Here is an 18,637-nt window from a genome sequence, read left to right on the forward strand (position 1 = left end):
AAGGCCCGCGCCAGATGCAAGATCAGCCAACGTGAAACAGCGTGCTGAACAGGCGCGGGTCCAGTGAGGCGGCTTCAAAACTGGGGCCGCGTGTCAGCACGCTGACCGCGTCATGGCTGTGCAGACTTTCCTGATGGCTGGCAACCACACGGAAATCACCAATGCGTGCATCACCTTCCAACTGTGCACAGAAACTACGCGCGGCATCTTCGACAAAGATCGGATTGGCGGCGTTCAATTCGGCAAAAGCCTGTTCATCTTCGCGCTTGACCATGACTTGCGTCTCGGTGGGTACAGCCGCACGGCACAGCTCGACCAGATCTTCAAACCACAAGGTGCCCCCCGCCAGTACCTCGACCGAGACACGCGCCACAGATCGCTGCGAATGCGGCGTGGCCAGCTGGCCGCGCGTTGCGCGGGCATGCTCGCTCAACTCCAGCGAACAGGGGCAGGTTGAAGAATACACATAGTCCAGATGCATGAACACCTGCCGCGACCCGCCCAGATCGACCAGTTCCAGCGCGATATCGTAATACTGATACCCCGACAGGCCCGACCGCAGGCTTTGCACCTTCAGCGGGAAGGAGAAACGCATCATGATGCGCGCATCGAAACTTTCCAGATCGGCTTTGTAATCGTCAAGCGCGGCTGTAATCACATCGGTGCTGAATGTGCGTTCGGCATGCGCGTAAAAACTGCGCATGATCCGCGACATGTTAATGCCCTTTTTCTCGGCTTCCAGACTGACCGTGCCTGTGACCGAAGTTTCCAGCGTCAGATCGCCATTGTCGCGGGTGTGATAGCGGATCGGCAGGCGGAAATTGGAAATGCCCACATGCTGGATCGCGGCTTTCGCGCCCACAATCAGGCTGGCTGGCCCGTTCTGCAAATCTGGCAGACCGTCTTTATAGGCACCATCCACCGCAAAATCGCTTGGGTAATCGCGGTTCAACACAGGGTATCCGGCGGCGGGCAACAGGCTGGTCACCGCTGTTTCCAGTTCTACACGCTCGGCCTCTGGCGCCGTGTCGGTGAAACGGCGCAACAGATCAAGCGCGGCCTCTGCCTCTTCACGGCTGGGCGTTTTCTCTAGACTGGAGACATGCAAGTTCATTGTGGGAGTTCCTTCCTGTCTGCCAAGTGAAATATAGGCAGAGGTGTTTGCTTTTCCACATCTATACGCTCGTAAACCGTAATCAGATCATATCGAGTGCGGCGCGAATGTCACCAATCAGATCCGCCGCATCTTCCAGCCCGACCGACACACGGATCAACCCCTGTGTGATACCCAGCGCCTCTTTCTGGTCTTCTGGCAAGCGTTGATGGGTTGTTGTGGCGGGATGGGTGACAATACTGCGCGCATCGCCCAGATTATTCGAGATGACAGCCACTTGCAGCGCGTTCAGGAAACGGAACGCCGCCTCCTTGCCCGCCTTGATGTCCAGTGCCAGAACCGTGCCGAACCCATCCATCTGCGCCGATGCAATGGCATGCTGCGGATGGCTGGCAAGGCCGGGATAGATGACGCGCGCAAGGCGGGGGTCACCGTCAAGCGCCTCTGCGATGGCCTGCGCGCTTGCCGCCTGCGCACGCACGCGCAGATCCAGCGTGGTCATCCCGTTCAGCATGACCCAAGCGTTAAAGGGCGAAAGCGCGCCGCCTGTGTGTTTCATATAAGGCTCGATCGTGCCGCGGATAAACTCGCGTGTGCCACAGATCACGCCGCCCAGCGCGCGGCCCTGCCCGTCAATATGCTTGGTCGCCGAATAGATGATGACATCCGCGCCCAGTTCCACCGCACGGCTGAACACGGGCGTGGCAAAGACATTGTCGACCACCACTTTCGCGCCCACCTCATGCGCCAATGCGGCAACCGCGCGCAGGTCGATCACTTCCAGTGTGGGGTTCGAGATCGACTCGAGAAACACCACCTTGGTATCTGGCCGGATCGCGCCGCGCCACTGGTCCAGATCCAGCCCATCGACGAAACTGACCTCGACCCCGTAGCGGGTTAAAACCTCTTCCAGAATATACAGGCAAGACCCGAACAGCGCGCGCGACGACACCACATGATCGCCCGCGCGCAACATGGCTGTCATCGCGCCCGACACAGCCGCCATGCCAGAGGCCGTGGCGAAGGCGTCCTCTGTCCCCTCCAGCGCCGCGATCCGGTCCTCGAACACCGCCACAGTGGGGTTGCCGTAACGGGCATAGATGAATTCGTCGGGCGATGACTTCAAAAACCGCGCTTCGGCGGCTTCGGCATTGGGGTAGACGAAGCCTTGTGTCAGGTAAATCGCCTCGGCCACCTCGCCATATTGGCTGCGCCGTGCGCCGTGATGCACCATTTTGGTGCGCTTGCCCCAGTCTTGCGTCATCTCTGCCCTGCCCCGGCCCATTCGGCCAAAAGAAAACCCCCGGACCAATTTGAAAAAGGCCGGGGGCTGCGCCCTGACCTCTTTAGCGGTGTCTTTAACGTGGCCCGCAATCCGGTAACAAAGCGCCACGGGTCATGCTGACCACGCGCAGTCGATACGGCCTAATTTCCAGCCGGTCAATGGCGCGATTGCTCAGGCGACCTTTTCCAAGCCCGCTTGCGGCTGCACCCCCAACGCATGGCACACATCGCGCGTCAGGTGCGGGCGGTTCAGGGTATAGAAATGCAGGTCTTCCACCCCTTCGCGTACCAGCTTGTCGCATAATTCAGTGCACAAAGCGGTGGCCAACAAATCCTCGCGCCCGTCGCGTGTGGCTTTCTCGAACGCATCATCCAGCCATGCAGGCACGGTGGCCCCTGTGGCCAGCGCGAATTTGCGAATGCCCTTCCAATTCTCGATCGGGATGATGCCGGGAATGATGCGCCCTGTGATCCCTTCGCGCGCGCAGGTGTCGCGGAAGCGCAGGAAAGTGTCTGCCTCGAAGAAAAACTGGGTGATGGCACTATCCGCACCGGCTGCAAATTTCTGCTTCAGCCAGCGCACATCGGCCAGATCATCTGCGGCTTCTGGATGCGGCTCTGGGTAGGCGCCCACGCGCAGCTTGAAATTTCCAGTTGCTGCCAGCGCCTCGATCAACTCGACCGAATGGGCGAATCCTTCGGGGTTGGGGGTGAAGCGCCCCTGCCCTTTGGGCGGATCGCCCCGCAGCGCCACAATCTCGGTCACGCCTGCTTTGGTGTAGCTGTCGGCAATCGCCAATGTTTCCGCGCGCGTCGCATCCACACAGGTCAGATGCGCGGCCACATTCAGCCCGAATTGCGCGCCAATGGTGGTGACCGCCTCATGCGTCAATTGCCGCGTGGTGCCCCCTGCGCCATATGTCACCGACACGAAACTGGGCGAGAGTGGCGCCAGCATGCGCACCGTGTCCCACAGCCGAAAGCTGGCATCCAGCGTTTTGGGGGGGAAGAATTCGAACGAGACGCGCGGTGTGGACATTGGACAGGCTCCATTTCTGTTGCCCCCTTGTGCCATGCCTACGAATGTGAAACCAATTCATTATCTTCAACACCATTATGAGTATCGCATGCATATCGAATTCCGCCACCTGCGCACGATCAAGGCGATTCACGAGGCGGGCGGGCTGGCGCGCGCGGCCGATCTGCTGAACATGACGCAATCGGCGCTGTCGCATCAGGTGAAAGGGATCGAGGAACAGGCGGGCGTGGAACTTTTCGTGCGCCGCTCCAAGCCGCTGAAACTCTCCTCGGCCGGCATGAAGATGCTGCGCGCCGCCGAAGACATTCTGCCGCGTGTGGCGGCACTGGAAGAAGAATTCACAGGGCTGGTCAAGGGCAGCTCTGGCCGGTTGCATATTGCCATTGAATGCCACGCCTGTTTCGACTGGCTGTTTCCGGTGCTGGAGCAGTTTCGCAAGGCATGGCCTGAAGTCGATGTCGATATCCGCCCCGGTCTGGCCTTTGACGCCCTGCCCGCCCTGCGCCGCGAGGAAGTGGACCTTGTCATCTCGTCCGACCCCGAGAAGCTGGAAGGGGTCAGCTTCCTGCCGCTATTCGACTACGAGCCGGTCTTTGTTGCCGCCGCCACCAACCCGCTGGCGCAAAAACCCTATATCGAAGCTGCCGATTTCCGCGACCAGACGCTGATCACCTATCCGGTAGAGCGCACGCGGCTGGATGTGTTCACCCAACTCCTGACTCCCGCCAAGATAGAGCCGCGCGCGATCCGGCAGGTGGAACTGACAGCGGTGATCCTGCTGCTGGTGGCCTCTGGGCGCGGCGTGTCGGTCCTGCCCGACTGGGTGCTGCGCGATATCCGCTACCATTCCGACTATGTGACAAAACCCCTGACCGCAGCGGGGCTGACCCGGCGGCTTTATGCGGCCGTGCGCGAAGAGGATGCGGGCAAACCGTTTATGTCGCATGTGCTGCGACTGGCGCGGACGGAGCCGGTGAAGTTGCAGCGGGGGTGAGAAGTTCTATAGGGGTCACTAAAGTCCGATAGCTTGGGCAAATGCTCTGCCTAGAGTATTCAAGCCAAAATTTGTGCCCTTATGTCCTCCTTCGACCGAAAAAAATGCACGTCGCCCATGATCTGTTCTGGCATCAACTAATTCATATATACTATCTTGCAAATCAGACAGAACTTTATCTAGCCCGTGAGGACTAACTGCATATCCGCGTCGAAAAGGCTCTGGATCAAAATAGTGGAGATTACGATGAGCCTCTATAAGATTCAGCCTTAACAACTCATTTTTCACCAAATCAAGGTGCTCTAAAGAAAAGTTACGCTCATCAAATATATACTCCCAGCCTGATACAACTTCTGATTTAACATTATCTAGCTCTTGTCTTATCTCTTCTTCATCTATTTTGTTTTCCTCGTCAGAGAGGGGAAAAAACTCTTTATGATTGAACCGAGAAATTAATTTATTTACTTCATTTAATCGATCCTCTTTAGCCAGCTGTATAAAAACTCTTGCAACATCAGCGCTCATCTGTTCAAGAATAATTGCAGCTGACTTTTTTGATAAGCCGGATACATTTCGAACCGACATTGCATCGGCCAGTAGACTTGCCCAAAGATCAGATAAACTATCTTCTTCAGCTTTGGACATGCCATCAAATATTGCCAACATCTCTCCATACGGAAGCGCTTTTGCTTTCTCTAATGGAATCCCTTTATCTTTGAGCTTACCAGCGGTTTTTGTCAGACCAATACAAAACCGCTCAATTCGCCAAAATCTAATTCTATCACCGACAATTCCACCCCAGACATCACCGCCACTCTGCTTTATTCCATCCAGCATACCACCTGCCGCAGCAACTGCGACTTTAGCCGCCACATCGCTAGCAGGGTCGCCAAGACCGGTTAAAAAACCCTTATTTTCGTTCATAAGACCTCATAATAATTAGACTAAGATAATATTTAATTAAGATTGCCATACTCGACTGAGGCTCGCAACTTAAAAAATCTCTGCGTGATTGTGCCTCAAATCCCCTTCACATCCCCCCCATCCCGGCGTATAGCGCCCCCTGACCCAATCTAGGAGCCGTTCGGATGCAAGGCAGTGCAAACCTCAACCTGATGATCAAGGCCGCGCGCAAGGCGGGCCGGGCTTTGGTCAAGGACTTCCGCGAGGTCGAAAATTTGCAGGTCTCCAGCAAGGCCGCAGGCGATTTCGTCACCCGCGCGGACATTGCCGCCGAAAAGATCATCCGCGAAGACCTGATGGAGGCGCGCCCCAATTACGGGTTCCTTGGCGAAGAATCAGCGGAGCATATCGGCACAGACCCCACCCGCCGCTGGATCGTCGACCCGCTGGATGGCACCACCAATTTCCTGCACGGGTTGCCGCATTGGGCGGTGTCCATCGCGCTGGAATTCAAGGGCGAGATCGTCTCGGCCGTGGTGTTCGACCCTGCCAAGGATGAATTGTTCGTGGCCGAAAAGGGCATGGGCTGTTTCATGAATGACAAGCGGCTGCGCGTGTCGAACCGTAACACCATGATCGAATGTATTTTTGCCACCGGCGTGCCCTTTGCCGCCAAGAAAACCCTGCCCGCCATGCTGCATGATCTGGCGCAGTTGATGCCTGCTTGTGCAGGGGTCCGGCGCTGGGGCGCGGCCTCGCTTGACCTCGCCTATGTTGCGGCGGGGCGCTATGACGGGTTCTGGGAACGGGAATTGCAGCCTTGGGACATGGCCGCCGGTCTGTTGCTGGTGCGCGAGGCGGGTGGTTTCACTGGCCCCATCCGCGAGGGTGAGGGGATTTTCGAGCGCGGCGAGGTGATTGCCGCGAATACCGAGATTTTCCCCAATTTCGCCAAGCTGATCCGCAAGAGGCCCGAGTAACCTCGGGCCTGATTGGGCCTGCCCTGCGTTAGCGGCGGATAAACGCGTCCGAAAACCCCATCCCCCGCACCGAGGCGAGGGCGTATTGCGCCTCGCTCGGGTGGGCGAATGGGCCAAGCGTCACCACATTATACTCCCGCGCCCGATGCACCTGCGCAGGCAGGCCAGAGCGCTGCAATCTGGCCCGCAGCCGCGTGGCATTTTCCGCAACCGCGAAGCTGCCCACCTGAACCCTGCGGCCCGACATGCCTGCGGGGCGGTCTGGCGCAACCTGACTGCGCCGCGCGCCCCCATCAGGCAGGGCGATCGGGGCATGCGGGGCAAGAGAGGGGCCATTCTGGATCGGGTCCAGAAACAGCGCGGGGCTGGTCACACAGCGCACCAAAGGGCGGCCCAAGGTGGTGTCCACCAACTGCCCGAACGGCGCGCTGGCAGGGCAAGAGGGGTGACGCCCCGACGCATCCGCGCGTGGCAGGGCGGGACGGCGCGGTGTGCGCGCGGGCGCTGCGGCGGCGCGTGGCTGTGCCACGCGCGCAGCAGGCGCAGGCCGCGGGGCCTCACGCGGGGCCGCTGCCGCTTGGGGCGCGACCTCTGCCTGTGCCGCCATGCTGGGCGTGCCATCACATACAGGCTGGCGGTCAGGCCCGTAGCGCGGAACCCAAGCCACCTCGCCCCCGAAGGTTGAACGCAGGAACACGCATCCGCGACTGTCCGTATATTCGCGCCCGTCAAATCCGGCAGCTGGCAGTTCTGCCGGACCAAGTCCGTTTGTCTGGGCCTGCCCCATTGTCGCAACACCCATTGCGACACCGCAGATCATCAAAAATTGTTTCATCAAATTCCCCTTCGCAACGCGATCAGGATGCACCCGAAGGGGGATGAAAGTAAAGTCTATTCACAGGGCGACACACTCTATACTGTGCCAAAAATGCGATCACCCGCATCCCCTAGCCCCGGAACGATGTAACCCTTCTCGTTCAGGTGCGAATCGACCGAGGCTGTGACGATGCGCACATCAGGGTGTTCGCGCGCCATACACGCCACCCCTTCAGGGGCCGCAAGCAGACAGATCAGGCAGATATCCGTTGCGCCCGCCTCTTTCAGCAAGTCGACAGCCGCCGCCGAGGAATTGCCTGTCGCAAGCATCGGGTCCACGGCGATGACCAGCCGCCCCGATAGCTCTGGCGGCAGTTTGCAGTAATACTGCACCGGCCGCAGGGTTTCTTCATTGCGGTACAGCCCCACGAACCCCACTTTCGCAGTCGGGATCACATCCAAAACCCCGTCCAGCAGCCCATTGCCCGCGCGCAGGATCGACACAACAACCGGGTCAGCGCCCGCCAGCATGGGGGCCTCCATCTCGGTCAGGGGGGTGGTGATGGTCTGGGTCTTCAGGGTCAGGTCGCGCGCGGCTTCATAGGTCAGCAGCAGGCTGATTTCGCGCAACAAGCGGCGGAAATCCGGCCCCGGCGTGCGCGCGTCGCGCATCAGCGACAATTTATGCTGCACCAGCGGATGATCAACGAGGGTTAGCTTGGGGTGGGTCATCTGGCCTCCAGTTTCTTGGCGATGGCCGCGCGGGTCCGGGTGTCACAGAACGCGGCGTTCAGGGCGGTTTGGTGCATCTGCGCGAAATCTTCATCCTGCCAGTCGAAGGTATCGGCCAGCATCTGGTATTCGCGCGTCATGTCGGTGTGGAAAAACGGCGGGTCATCGGTCGAGACGGTAACCAAGACCCCCTTGCGCCGCAGCGTCTCGATGGGATGCGCAGACATGTCGGGATAAAGGCCCAAGGCGATATTCGAGCCGGGACAGACTTCCAGCACGATCCCGCGTTCCGCCAGATGGGCGATCAGCGCCTCATCCTCGACCGCGCGCACCCCGTGCCCGATGCGCGTGACGTGCAGATACTCCAACGCGGCGCGCACAGACTCTGGCCCGCCCCATTCGCCCGCATGCGCGGTCAGGCCCAAGCCCGCTTCGCGTGCGGCGTCAAAAGCATAGGCGAATTCGCGCGGGTGAAACTGCGCCTCATCCCCCGCAATGCCGAAACCGGTGATGAATGGCCCCGCCGTTTCTTGGGCACAGCGCGCGATCTGGCGCGCCTTTTCAGGGCCGAAATGGCGAATGCATGTAATGCAGCCGCGCAAGGTGATGCCCATCTCGGCCTCGGCGGTGGCGGCGGCCGCTTCGATTGCGGCCAGATAGTCGCGCCACGCGATCAGATCCCCGCCGCCGCAAAAATCGGGCGAGAGGAAAGCTTCGGAATACACCACGCCATGACGGGCCGATTGTTCCAGCACCGCGAGAGTCAGATTATGGAAATCCTGCGGGTTGGTCAGGACTGTGCAGGCGGCCTCATAGACGCGCAGGAAATCGGGGAAATCCCGATAGACATAAGCGCCGCTGCCGTCAAAAATCTTGGACAGATCCACTTTCTTGCGCGCAGCAAGACTGCGGATAAATGCAGGCGGGGCCGCCCCTTCCAGATGCAGATGCAACTCCAATTTGGGCAGGGTGCGCAGGTCAGTCATGCCAGAAAACTCCGTCCGGGGCCTTGGGCGGGGATGCCCAGATGCGCGGCGATGCTTGCGGCAACATCCGCGAAGGCGCAATGCCCAATCTCGCCCGCGCCCTTGCCTGCGACCAGCACAGGCACCCTTTCGCGGGTATGGTCGGTGCCGGGCGCTGTGGGGTCATTGCCGTGATCAGCGGTGATCACCAGCATATCGTCCGGTTGCAGACGCGCCAGCGCCTGGCCTGCGACAGCATCAAACCGTTCCAGCGCGCGGGCATAGCCAGAGACATCGCGCGGATGGCCGTAAAGCGTATCAAATTCGACAAAGTTGCAAAAGGTAAAGGAATCCGCCTCTGCCTCGTCAATTAGCCGCAAGAAATGTTGGAAAAGTGCAAGATCATCTTTCCCTTTATGCACCGCGTCAATGCCTTGGCCCGAGAAGATATCATTGATCTTGCCCACCGCATGCACGCGCCCGCCCGCGCCTTGCACCCAGTCGCACAATGTGGGCGCAGGCGGGGCGATGGCGAAATCGCGCCGGTTGCCGGTGCGGGCAAATCCGCTTTGCGCATCCCCCACGAAAGGCCGCGCAATCACGCGGCCCACGCGCATGTCGTGCAAAAGGGGCGCAAGAGCCGCGCAGAGGTCATAAAGCCGTTGCAGGCCAAACCCATCTTCATGCGCGGCAATCTGCAACACGCTATCGGCAGAGGTGTAACAGATTGGCCAACCGCTGCGCAGGTGCTCGTCGCCCAGCGCCGCGACAATCGGAATGCCCGCCGCATGGCAATTGCCCAGAATGCCATCTGTTCCGGCTGCGGCGCAAATCCGCGCAACCAAAGTATCAGGGAAACAGGGGGTCGTGTGTGGGAAATACGTCCATTCCCATGGCACTGGCACGCCTGCCAATTCCCAATGGCCCGAGGGCGTGTCCTTGCCGCGCGACACTTCCGTGGCCGCCCCCCACAGCCCGCGAGGCACAGAGTGCAAGCCCGGCGTATCCGCCCCCGATGCAAGCCGGATCGCAGCCCCCAGTCCAAGTGCGTCCAGCACCGGCAGCGCCAGCGGGCCGCTGCGCCCCTCTTCCGCCTGCCCCGCCGCGCAAGCCTGCGCGATATGGGCCAGCGTATTGGCACCCGCATCGCCAAACTCTGCCGCATCGGGCGCGCCGCCGCAGCCGACGGAATCCAGCACCACCAAAAACGCGCGCGCCATCAGGCTTGGTCCATATGACCAATACCAAAGGCCCCCGGCAGTAATTCGGCCACTGTCATAACCTGCCGCGCGCCTTCAAGCGCGCATAGTGTGACCTGCACATCCTGTGCGGCAAATTCCGCGATTTTCTGGCGGCATCCGCCACAGGGCGGCACGGGTGTGGGGCTGTCGGCCACGACGAGCAACTCCATGATCTGCGTCTCGCCCGCCGCGACCATCGCGGCAATCGCGCCTGCTTCGGCGCAAGTGCCTTCGGGATAGGCGACATTTTCGACATTGCAGCCCACAAAGACAGCCCCCGAACCAGAGCGCAGCGCCGCCCCCACCTTGAAATTGGAATAGGGCACATAGGCGTTTTCGCGCACCTTGCATGCAGCATCATAGAGCGTCATTCTTCCCTCCAAAGGCTTTTGCGGATTTTGCGCCGCAAGCGGGCGCATTGCAACCCACGTCCTACATGTTGCACCAAACTTGCCCAAGCCGCGCTGCAAAACCGGACTTGTCGTCGGCACACAATAGTTTAATGCTAAACAAACGCTGAGGGAGGGAAAAACATGCCAGATAATTCAACCGATGACAGCCGCCATCCGGCCCTTTTATACCACGAATTCCCCCGCCCCGGAAAGCTGGAGGTGCGCCCGACCAAGCCACTCGCCAATGGCTATGACCTGTCGCGCGCCTATTCCCCGGGCGTGGCCGAAGCCTGTCTGGAGATTAAGGCAGACCCCGAAAACGCTGCCCGCTACACCACACGCGGCAATCTGGTGGCGGTTGTCACCAATGGCACAGCCGTGCTGGGCTTGGGCAATATCGGCGCGCTGGCCTCCAAGCCGGTGATGGAAGGCAAGGCGGTTCTGTTCAAGAAATTCGCCAATATTGACTGCTTTGACATAGAATTGGACGAACCCGACCCCGAGAAGCTGGCCGCGATTGTCTGCGCGATGGAACCCACCTTCGGGGCCATCAATCTGGAAGATATCAAAGCCCCCGATTGCTTCATCGTCGAGAAAATCTGCCGCGAGCGGATGGGCATTCCTGTCTTCCATGACGACCAGCATGGCACGGCCATCGTGGTCGGCGCGGCGGCCACCAACGCGCTGCGCGTGGTGGGCAAGCGGTTTGAGGATATCAAGATCGTCAGCACCGGCGGCGGCGCGGCTGGAATTGCCTGCCTGAACATGCTGGTGAAGCTGGGTGTCAAGCGCGAGAATATCTGGTTATGTGACATCCACGGGCTGGTCTATGAAGGGCGCGAGGTGGATATGAACCCGCAAAAAGCCGCCTTCGCCCAAGCCACCGACAAGCGCACCCTTAGCGATGTTGTCGCGGGCGCCGACCTGTTTCTGGGCCTGTCCGGCCCCGGCGTGCTGACTCCTGCGCATGTCCAACAGATGAGCGCGCGCCCGATCATCTTTGCGCTGGCCAATCCCGCGCCCGAGATCCTGCCTGATGATGTGCGCAAGGTCGCACCCGATGCGATCATGGCCACGGGCCGGTCAGACTTTCCCAATCAGGTCAATAACGTGCTGTGTTTTCCGTTCATTTTTCGCGGCGCGCTGGATGTGGGCGCAACCGAGATCAATGACGCCATGCAAATCGGTTGTGTCGAAGGCATCGCCGCCCTTGCCCGCGCCACCACCAGCGCCGAGGCTGCCGCCGCCTATAAGGGCGAGCAACTCAGCTTTGGCCCCGACTACCTGATCCCCAAACCCTTTGACCCGCGCCTGATGGGCATTGTGGCCAGCGCCGTGGCCAAGGCCGCAATGGAATCCGGTGTGGCCAAGCGCCCTGTCGCGGACCTTGTGGCCTATAAAGAAGGGCTGGATGCGTCGGTCTTCCGCTCTGCCATGATCATGCGCCCTGTATTCGAGACCGCGCGCCAGACCGAACGCCGGATCGTCTTTGCCGAGGGCGAGGATGAGCGCGTCTTGCGCGCGGCCTCTGCCATGCTGGAAGAAACGGTCGAGGTGCCCATCCTGATAGGCCGCCCCGAGGTGATCGAGATGCGACTGGAACGCGCGGGCCTGTCGATCAAGCCCGGGCGCGATTTCGAACTGGTCAACCCGCAAGATGACCCCCGCTACCGCGATTACTGGCAAAGCTATCACGCGATCATGCAGCGCAGCGGCGTGACGCCCGACCTTGCCCGCGCGATTCTGCGCACCAACACCACCGCCATCGGCGCGATCATGGTGCACAGGGGCGATGCAGACAGTCTGATCTGTGGGACATTCGGGCAATTCCTGTGGCACCTGAATTACGTCACCCAGATTCTGGGCAATGCGGAACGTCACCCCGTGGGCGCATTGTCGCTGATGATCCAGCAAGAGGGCAATCTGTTCATTGCCGACACTCAGGTTCATCCCAACCCGACGCCCGAGCAGATCGCCGAGACCGCCATCGGGGCCGCGCGCCATGTGCGCCGCTTTGGCCTTGCGCCCAAAATTGCGCTGTGTTCGCACAGCCAGTTCGGCAATCTTGACACGCCTTCGGGGCGCAACATGCGCGCCGCGCTCGACATCCTGAATGCAAAAGGCGTCGATTTCGACTATGAAGGCGAAATGCATGTCGATGCCGCCCTTGACCCCGAGCTGCGCGCGCGGCTGATGCCGAATTCCCGCTTTGCAGAACCCGCAAATGTGTTGATTTTCGCCAATACCGATGCCGCCAGCGGGGTGCGCAACATCCTCAAAGCGCGCGGCGGCGCGTTAGAGGTGGGACCGATCCTGATGGGTATGGGCAACACGGCGCATATCGTCACCCCCTCGATCACGGCGCGGGGCTTGCTGAACATGTCAGCGCTGGCGGGAACACCAGTTGCGCAATACGGGTAAGACCGGACACGGGCAGGTTTGCAAACCTGCCCGTGTGGCTTCGCAATAGCTTAGCATAGCCTGTGGTTTGCATAATTTTGCAACATTTGCAGGTAAATTCTGCAAAGTTTCTTGGAATAACCCGCTGTGTTGCCGGTAACAGCCATTGCAGCAGGCCGCGCCTGTGTTCTATGCCTTGGAACAGCTTGCAAATCGGGAGGGACACGCATGCGCTACGCACAGCTTCACCAGAAATCGATCACCGACCCCAACGGGTTCTGGATGGACCAAGCGCAAGCGATTGACTGGGTCAAGCCCCCCTCGAAAGCCCTGTTTGACGACAACGCCCCCCTGTATGAATGGTATAGCGACGGGCTGGTGAATACCTGCTGGAACGCTTTGGACCGCCATGTTGAAGGCGGGCGCGCGGATCAGGTGGCGGTCATTCATGACAGCCCTGTGACAAACTCCATCACCCGCCTGACCTACCGCGAGATGCGCGATCAGGTCGCCAAGCTGGCAGGTGCCTTGGCCGCGCAAGGTGTGACCAAAGGCGACCGCGTCATCATCTATATGCCCATGGTACCAGAGGCGCTGATGGCCATGCTGGCCTGCGCGCGTCTGGGGGCCATTCACTCGGTCGTGTTTGGCGGCTTTGCCGCGCATGAACTGGCCGTCCGGATTGATGATGCGCAGCCAAAATGCATGATCGCCGGCTCTTGCGGGATCGAGCCGGGGCGCGTGGTCGCCTATAAGCCATTGCTGGACGGCGCCATTGCCGAAGCCACGCACAAGCCCGAATTCTGTGTAATCCTGCAACGCGACGCGCTTCAGGCCGATCTGATCGAGGGGCGCGACCATGACTGGGCCGAATTCGTCAAAGACGCCACCCCGGCCGACTGCGTGCCGGTAGAAGGCAACCACCCCGCCTATGTGCTTTACACCTCTGGCACCACAGGCCAGCCCAAAGGCGTGATCCGCGCAACGGCTGGGCATCTGGTGGCGCTGAACTGGTCGATGAAGAACATCTACAATGTCGATCCGGGCGATGTGTTCTGGGCCGCATCCGATGTGGGCTGGGTCGTGGGCCATAGCTATATCTGCTATGCGCCCCTGATTGCAGGCAACACCACCATTGTGTTCGAAGGCAAACCCGTCGGCACCCCCGATGCAGGCACCTTCTGGCGCGTGATATCCGAGCATCAGGTCAAAAGCTTTTTCACTGCCCCCACAGCATTTCGTGCCGTGAAACGCGAAGACCCGAAAGGCAGCTTTGTGGGCAAATACGATCTGTCTTGCCTGAAAACTGTCTATCTGGCAGGCGAGCGTGCGGACCCTGACACGATTGTCTGGGCGCAAGACCAGTTGAAAGTGCCCGTCATCGACCATTGGTGGCAGACCGAAACCGGCTGGGCCATCGCGGCCAATCCGGTGGGGTATGAGGCGTTGCCGGTCAAGCTTGGCTCTCCTGCTGTGGCCATGCCCGGCTATGACCTTCAGGTACTGGATGAAGGCGGCCATCCCGTCAGCCCCGGCACACTGGGCGCGATTGCGATCAAGCTGCCCCTGCCCCCCGGCACATTGCCCACCCTGTGGAACGCCGAGGCCCGCTTTCGCAAAAGCTATCTCGACCAGTTCCCCGGCTATTACGCCACAGGCGACGCGGGCTATATGGATGAAGAGGGCTATGTCTACATCATGGCGCGCACGGATGATGTGATCAATGTCGCAGGCCACCGTTTGTCGACAGGGGCCATGGAAGAAGTGCTTGCCAGCCACCCCGATGTCGCGGAATGCGCCGTGATTGGCGTCTCGGACGAGTTGAAAGGCCAGTTGCCGCTGGGGTTCTTGTGCCTGAACAAAGGCACTGACCGCCAGAGTTCCGAAATTGTTGCCGAATGCGTCCGGCTGGTGCGCGACCAGATCGGGCCTGTCGCGGCGTTCAAGCTGGCTGTTGTGGTGGACAGGCTGCCAAAAACCCGCTCTGGCAAAATCTTGCGGGCAACAATGGTCAGCATTGCAGACAGCAAAGCGTTCAAAATGCCCGCAACAATCGACGACCCTGCAATTCTTGACGAAATCGCCGCAGCGCTGAAAGACTTGGGCTACGCCACAACTTGACGTTGCGTAAACCTTGGGGGTATGTGTGCCGTCCCGAGGTTGGCATGGATGTCAGCCTAGTGTATTGATGGCGGGTATAGCACGGTCGCGTCTTGGTTATTGCGTTTTTGATTTACCTGCCCTCTTTCCTGTCAAGGCCGTCATGATAGCGCAAACATACGATGAAAAACAGATGAGCGCGCTCCTGTCTTTGGATGGGGGGGCCTTGCGTGAACCGCTGCTGAACGATCTGCAACGGTGTCAAACCCTGCTGGATCAAACCCTGCCGCTTGACGCACGCGACAGCGCCATGGTTATGCGAAACGCCTTGCACGAACTGCGCGGGATCGCGTTGACAGTTGGGGCAACTACGCTGGCCCGTCACTGCGCCAAGGCCGAGGCGTTTTGTGACACAGGCCATCTGGCAGAGGTTCTGGAACAACGCGCCGCGATCCACATCGCCTGCGAAGACCTGCGCGCGCGTCTCAAAGCATTCACCGACGTGGCGGCATGAAATCAGGCATCCCATCCCACCCGCCGGTCAAGCTGCTTCTGGTTGAAGATACCCCCTCTTTGCAAATGCTGTATCAAACCGTCCTGAACAAGGCCGGCCACCCCTCGATCACCGCATCAACCGGGGTCGAGGCCCTTGCAAAGTTTGAAGACCACCGGCCAGGCGTTGTGCTGCTTGACCTTACCTTGCCGGATGCGGATGGCATGGCGATCATGCGCCAGATGCTGGCAAGACAGCCCACAACCCGCGTTATCGTCATCACCGCGAACGGGTCTGTTGACAAAGCGCTGGATGCAATACGCAACGGGGCGCATGAATATCTGGTCAAACCGCTGGGCGACCAGCGCCTTGTGGCAGCGGTTGCCACTGCGCTGTCGGATTACCGCACACAGAGCGAGGCGGCAAAAGCGCTGTCGCATTCGCCATATGATCTGCCCGTCGAAGATTTTATGGGCCAGTCCGAGGTGATGCGGCACCTGAATGTGAAAATCAACGCCGTCGCGCGGTCAACCGCGCCTGTATTCATTCTTGGGGAACGCGGCACAGGCAAGAAAACCATCGCGCGCATGGTCCACCGCAAAAGCCGCCGCGCCGCAAAGCCGCTGGTTTGTGTCAACTGCTCTGCCCTTACCCCGGCCGAGCTGGAAGCCACATTATTTGCCCCACCCGCGCCATCGGATACAGGCATATCAGATTGCGCAGGCGCGTTTTACCACGCCAATGGCGGCACATTAGTGCTGGAAAACCCGCAAGACATTCATCTGGATCTGCAGGCGCGGCTTGTTACGGCCTTGCAAGATGAAAGCCGGATTGCGGCTGCGGGCGCGTCGCCTGCGCCTGTCGATATACGTCTGATATGCTGCGCACGCGCCCATCCCACCGAAGAAATGCGCGCCGGTCGCCTGAGCGAGGATCTGTATTACCGCCTTTTTGTCATCCCCCTGACCGCCCCGCCCCTGAGCCAGCGCGGCGATGACATCTTGCGACTGGCACTCAACTTTCTGCACCGGATTGGCAAGCAGGAAGGCAAGATATTCACCTCGGTGGCAGAGGATGCGGCTGCCATCATGAACGCGCATCGGTGGCACGGGAACATGCGCGAATTGATCAATGTGCTGCGCCACGCGGTTGTCTTGCATCAGGGGCCGGAATTGACCCGCGCAATGCTGCCCGAAGACATGACAGGCCACGCCCCAAACCACGAGGTTTCGGGCCGGCGCCATGCTGCATCGGGCGGGCTGGAAGCGGCAATGAAAGGGCTGACCATGGCCGAGATCGAGCAACGCGCCGTCATGGCGGCCATCGAACGGCATGGCGGGTCTATCCCGCAAGCCGCGCGCGAACTGGACATCGCCCCCTCGACCATCTACCGCAAGCGCGATGTCTGGACAAAACCCAAAGCCTGAACCTGCGCGCAGCGTTCTGATCACCGGCTGTTCCTCTGGAATCGGCTATCACGCCGCGCATGCGCTGCATGCCCGCGGCTGGCAAGTCTTTGCAACTTGCCGCAAAGAGGAAGACTGCGCGCGGCTGCGCAGCGCGGGGCTGCATAGTTTCCAACTGGATTACACCGATACAGCGTCCATACATGCCGCCGTCCAACAGGTGCTGGAAGCGACCGGCGGCAGGCTGGATGCGCTGTTCAACAACGGGGCCTACGCCATTCCCGGCGCGGTGGAAGACCTGCCCACCGACGCCTTGCGCGCCATATTCGAGACGAACCTGTTTGGCTGGCATGAATTGACACGACAGGTTCTGCCGGTAATGCGCGCCCAAGGGCATGGGCGAATTGTGCAGAACTCTTCCGTGCTGGGCTTGGCGGCGCTGAAATGGCGGGGGGCCTATGTGGCCACAAAATTCGCGCTGGAAGGGCTGACAGATGTACTGCGGCTGGAACTGGCGGACACCGCCATCCATATCTGCCTGATAGAGCCGGGACCAATCACCTCGCGCATCCGCGAAAACTCGATCCCGCATTTTGAACACTGGATCGACTGGCACACCAGCCCCCGCGCCGACCATTACCGCGAAACCCTGCTGGCGCGCCTCTATGACAAGCGCGCGCCGGATTTCTTTGAACTCCCCCCCGAGGCGGTAACCCGCCGCCTGATTCACGCGCTTGAAGCCAACCGCCCCAAAGCGCGCTACTATGTCACCACGCCCACGCGCCTGCTGGGCAGTATCCGCAGGGTTCTGCCCACACGCGCGCTGGACTGGATATTGGGAAAATTGTGACTTGGCCCTTGTTTTGGGGTCGCAATCGGGCACAACCTCGCTAGATTGCAGCAAATCCGCGAATTTACGCAGAAAAAGGAAAACCCATGCTGTCAGACCCGCTTTTCTTGCTTGCTGCTGCGGCATCGCTTGTGGTGCTGGTTGTTCTTGCCGTGGGAATTGGCGGCTTTGCGCGCGGCGGTGAATTCAACCGCAAACATGGAAACCGCATGATGCGCTGGCGCATCTATGCGCAGTTCGGCGCTGTCGTGCTGATCATGATTTTTGTCTATTTCCGATCTAAAGGAGCCTGAAATGGTCGTGCTGAACCGAATATATACCCGAACAGGCGATGCGGGCGAAACTGCGCTTGGCAATGGTACGCGCGTGGCCAAGCATGCGCAGCGCGTCACGGCCTATGGCACTGTTGACGAATTGAACGCCGTCATCGGCGTGGCGCGTCTGCATGCCAGCGGCGACACAGTCGCGGCCTTCTCGCGCATTCAGAATGACCTGTTCGATCTGGGCGCCGATCTGTGCCGCCCCGATATGGAACGGGATGCCGAGGCAGAATATACCCCCCTGCGCATGGTCCCTTCGCAGGTGGACAGGCTGGAAGCCGAGATCGACGCCATGAATGCCCGCCTGCAACCGCTGCGCAGCTTCATCTTGCCCGGCGGGTCTGCGCTTGCGGCGCATCTGCATGTCTGCCGCACGGTCGCCCGCCGCGCCGAGCGTGAAACGGTCGCCCTGTCTGCCATGGAAGCTGTCAACGAATCAGCCGTCAAATATCTGAACCGCCTGTCCGACTGGTTCTTCGTGGCGGGGCGTATTGCCAATAATGACGGGCTTGACGACATTTTGTGGGTTCCCGGCGCGAACCGTTAGCGCACACAGGTCTGAAAACGCGGCGTCGATATGAAGCAATGCGTCGATTTTGCACTGTTTT

Annotated in this window: 18 protein-coding genes and 1 riboswitch; of the genes, 9 read left to right on the forward strand and 9 right to left on the reverse strand. The window is 60.1% G+C overall.

All coding sequences use genetic code 11. From position 1 onward, the window contains the following. Nucleotides 1-22: 22 nt before the first annotated feature. From folE2 to metF, 3 genes are all read right to left on the reverse strand, one after another. A complete protein-coding gene (folE2, locus tag BG455_RS13215; RefSeq protein WP_071470448.1) occupies nt 23-1,114 on the reverse strand; it encodes a GTP cyclohydrolase FolE2 in 1,092 nt (363 codons plus the stop codon). A gap of 82 nt (nt 1,115-1,196) precedes the next feature. Then, the gene (metZ, locus tag BG455_RS13220) at nt 1,197-2,378 is read right to left on the reverse strand and encodes an O-succinylhomoserine sulfhydrylase (RefSeq protein ID WP_071470449.1); all 1,182 of its coding nucleotides are present in this window, start codon (nt 2,376-2,378) and stop codon (nt 1,197-1,199) included. A gap of 61 nt (nt 2,379-2,439) precedes the next feature. After that, a riboswitch (SAM riboswitch) is annotated at nt 2,440-2,517 on the reverse strand. A gap of 53 nt (nt 2,518-2,570) precedes the next feature. Then, on the reverse strand, nt 2,571-3,437 hold the full coding sequence (gene metF / locus BG455_RS13225) for a methylenetetrahydrofolate reductase [NAD(P)H] (protein WP_071470450.1): 867 nt from the start codon (nt 3,435-3,437) through the stop codon (nt 2,571-2,573). 88 nt (nt 3,438-3,525) lie between these two features. On the opposite strand from metF, the gene BG455_RS13230 reads away from it, so the two are divergent. Continuing rightward, nucleotides 3,526-4,431: a LysR family transcriptional regulator gene (locus tag BG455_RS13230; RefSeq protein ID WP_071470451.1), complete on the forward strand. Its 906-nt coding sequence runs from the start codon at nt 3,526-3,528 to the stop codon at nt 4,429-4,431. An 18-nt stretch (nt 4,432-4,449) separates the two neighbouring features. On the opposite strand, the gene BG455_RS17180 is transcribed toward BG455_RS13230, so the two are convergent. Continuing rightward, a complete protein-coding gene (locus BG455_RS17180; protein WP_111361123.1) occupies nt 4,450-5,355 on the reverse strand; it encodes an Abi-alpha family protein in 906 nt (301 codons plus the stop codon). Between the two features lie 164 nt (nt 5,356-5,519). On the opposite strand from BG455_RS17180, the gene BG455_RS13235 reads away from it, so the two are divergent. After that, nucleotides 5,520-6,314, forward strand: a complete 795-nt coding sequence (locus tag BG455_RS13235) for an inositol monophosphatase family protein (protein WP_071470452.1) — start codon at nt 5,520-5,522, stop codon at nt 6,312-6,314. A gap of 28 nt (nt 6,315-6,342) precedes the next feature. Here the strand turns inward: BG455_RS13235 and BG455_RS13240 are convergent, their stop codons facing one another. The 5 genes from BG455_RS13240 to BG455_RS13260 form a co-directional block, all read right to left on the reverse strand. After that, nucleotides 6,343-7,149, reverse strand: coding sequence for an SPOR domain-containing protein (locus BG455_RS13240; protein ID WP_071470453.1), 807 nt, complete (start codon nt 7,147-7,149; stop codon nt 6,343-6,345). 77 nt (nt 7,150-7,226) lie between these two features. After that, nucleotides 7,227-7,862, reverse strand: a complete 636-nt coding sequence (upp, locus tag BG455_RS13245) for a uracil phosphoribosyltransferase (RefSeq protein WP_071470454.1) — start codon at nt 7,860-7,862, stop codon at nt 7,227-7,229. After that, on the reverse strand, nt 7,859-8,848 hold the full coding sequence (locus BG455_RS13250) for an adenosine deaminase (RefSeq protein WP_071470455.1): 990 nt from the start codon (nt 8,846-8,848) through the stop codon (nt 7,859-7,861). The genes upp and BG455_RS13250 overlap by 4 nt, the downstream gene beginning before the upstream one ends. Next, nucleotides 8,845-10,047 carry a phosphopentomutase gene (locus tag BG455_RS13255; protein WP_071470456.1) on the reverse strand — a complete coding sequence of 401 codons (1,203 nt, stop codon included), beginning with the start codon at nt 10,045-10,047 and terminating at the stop codon, nt 8,845-8,847. Before BG455_RS13255 ends, BG455_RS13250 begins: the two co-directional genes overlap by 4 nt. After that, nucleotides 10,047-10,439, reverse strand: coding sequence for a cytidine deaminase (locus BG455_RS13260; protein WP_071470612.1), 393 nt, complete (start codon nt 10,437-10,439; stop codon nt 10,047-10,049). Before BG455_RS13260 ends, BG455_RS13255 begins: the two co-directional genes overlap by 1 nt. 162 nt (nt 10,440-10,601) lie before the next feature. On the opposite strand from BG455_RS13260, the gene BG455_RS13265 reads away from it, so the two are divergent. The 7 genes from BG455_RS13265 to BG455_RS13295 all read left to right on the forward strand — a co-directional run bounded on the left by BG455_RS13265 (nt 10,602) and on the right by BG455_RS13295 (nt 18,576). Further along, nucleotides 10,602-12,881 carry an NADP-dependent malic enzyme gene (locus tag BG455_RS13265; protein WP_071470457.1) on the forward strand — a complete coding sequence of 760 codons (2,280 nt, stop codon included), beginning with the start codon at nt 10,602-10,604 and terminating at the stop codon, nt 12,879-12,881. 207 nt (nt 12,882-13,088) lie between these two features. Next, a complete protein-coding gene (locus BG455_RS13270; RefSeq protein ID WP_071470458.1) occupies nt 13,089-14,981 on the forward strand; it encodes a propionyl-CoA synthetase in 1,893 nt (630 codons plus the stop codon). A gap of 142 nt (nt 14,982-15,123) precedes the next feature. Then, on the forward strand, nt 15,124-15,474 hold the full coding sequence (locus BG455_RS13275) for an Hpt domain-containing protein (RefSeq protein WP_071470459.1): 351 nt from the start codon (nt 15,124-15,126) through the stop codon (nt 15,472-15,474). Next, nucleotides 15,471-16,880, forward strand: coding sequence for a sigma-54-dependent transcriptional regulator (locus tag BG455_RS13280; RefSeq protein WP_071470460.1), 1,410 nt, complete (start codon nt 15,471-15,473; stop codon nt 16,878-16,880). The genes BG455_RS13275 and BG455_RS13280 overlap by 4 nt, the downstream gene beginning before the upstream one ends. Continuing rightward, a complete protein-coding gene (locus BG455_RS13285; RefSeq protein ID WP_071470461.1) occupies nt 16,855-17,709 on the forward strand; it encodes an SDR family oxidoreductase in 855 nt (284 codons plus the stop codon). Before BG455_RS13280 ends, BG455_RS13285 begins: the two co-directional genes overlap by 26 nt. Before the next feature lie 86 nt (nt 17,710-17,795). Then, the gene (locus BG455_RS13290) at nt 17,796-18,002 is read left to right on the forward strand and encodes a twin transmembrane helix small protein (RefSeq protein WP_071470462.1); all 207 of its coding nucleotides are present in this window, start codon (nt 17,796-17,798) and stop codon (nt 18,000-18,002) included. Between the two features lies 1 nt (nt 18,003). Then, entirely contained in the window at nt 18,004-18,576 is a 573-nt protein-coding gene (locus tag BG455_RS13295) for a cob(I)yrinic acid a,c-diamide adenosyltransferase (protein WP_071470463.1), read from the forward strand. The last annotated feature ends 61 nt before the right edge of the window (nt 18,577-18,637 follow it).

This window comes from Roseinatronobacter thiooxidans, assembly GCF_001870675.1.
Classification (GTDB): domain Bacteria; phylum Pseudomonadota; class Alphaproteobacteria; order Rhodobacterales; family Rhodobacteraceae; genus Roseinatronobacter; species Roseinatronobacter thiooxidans.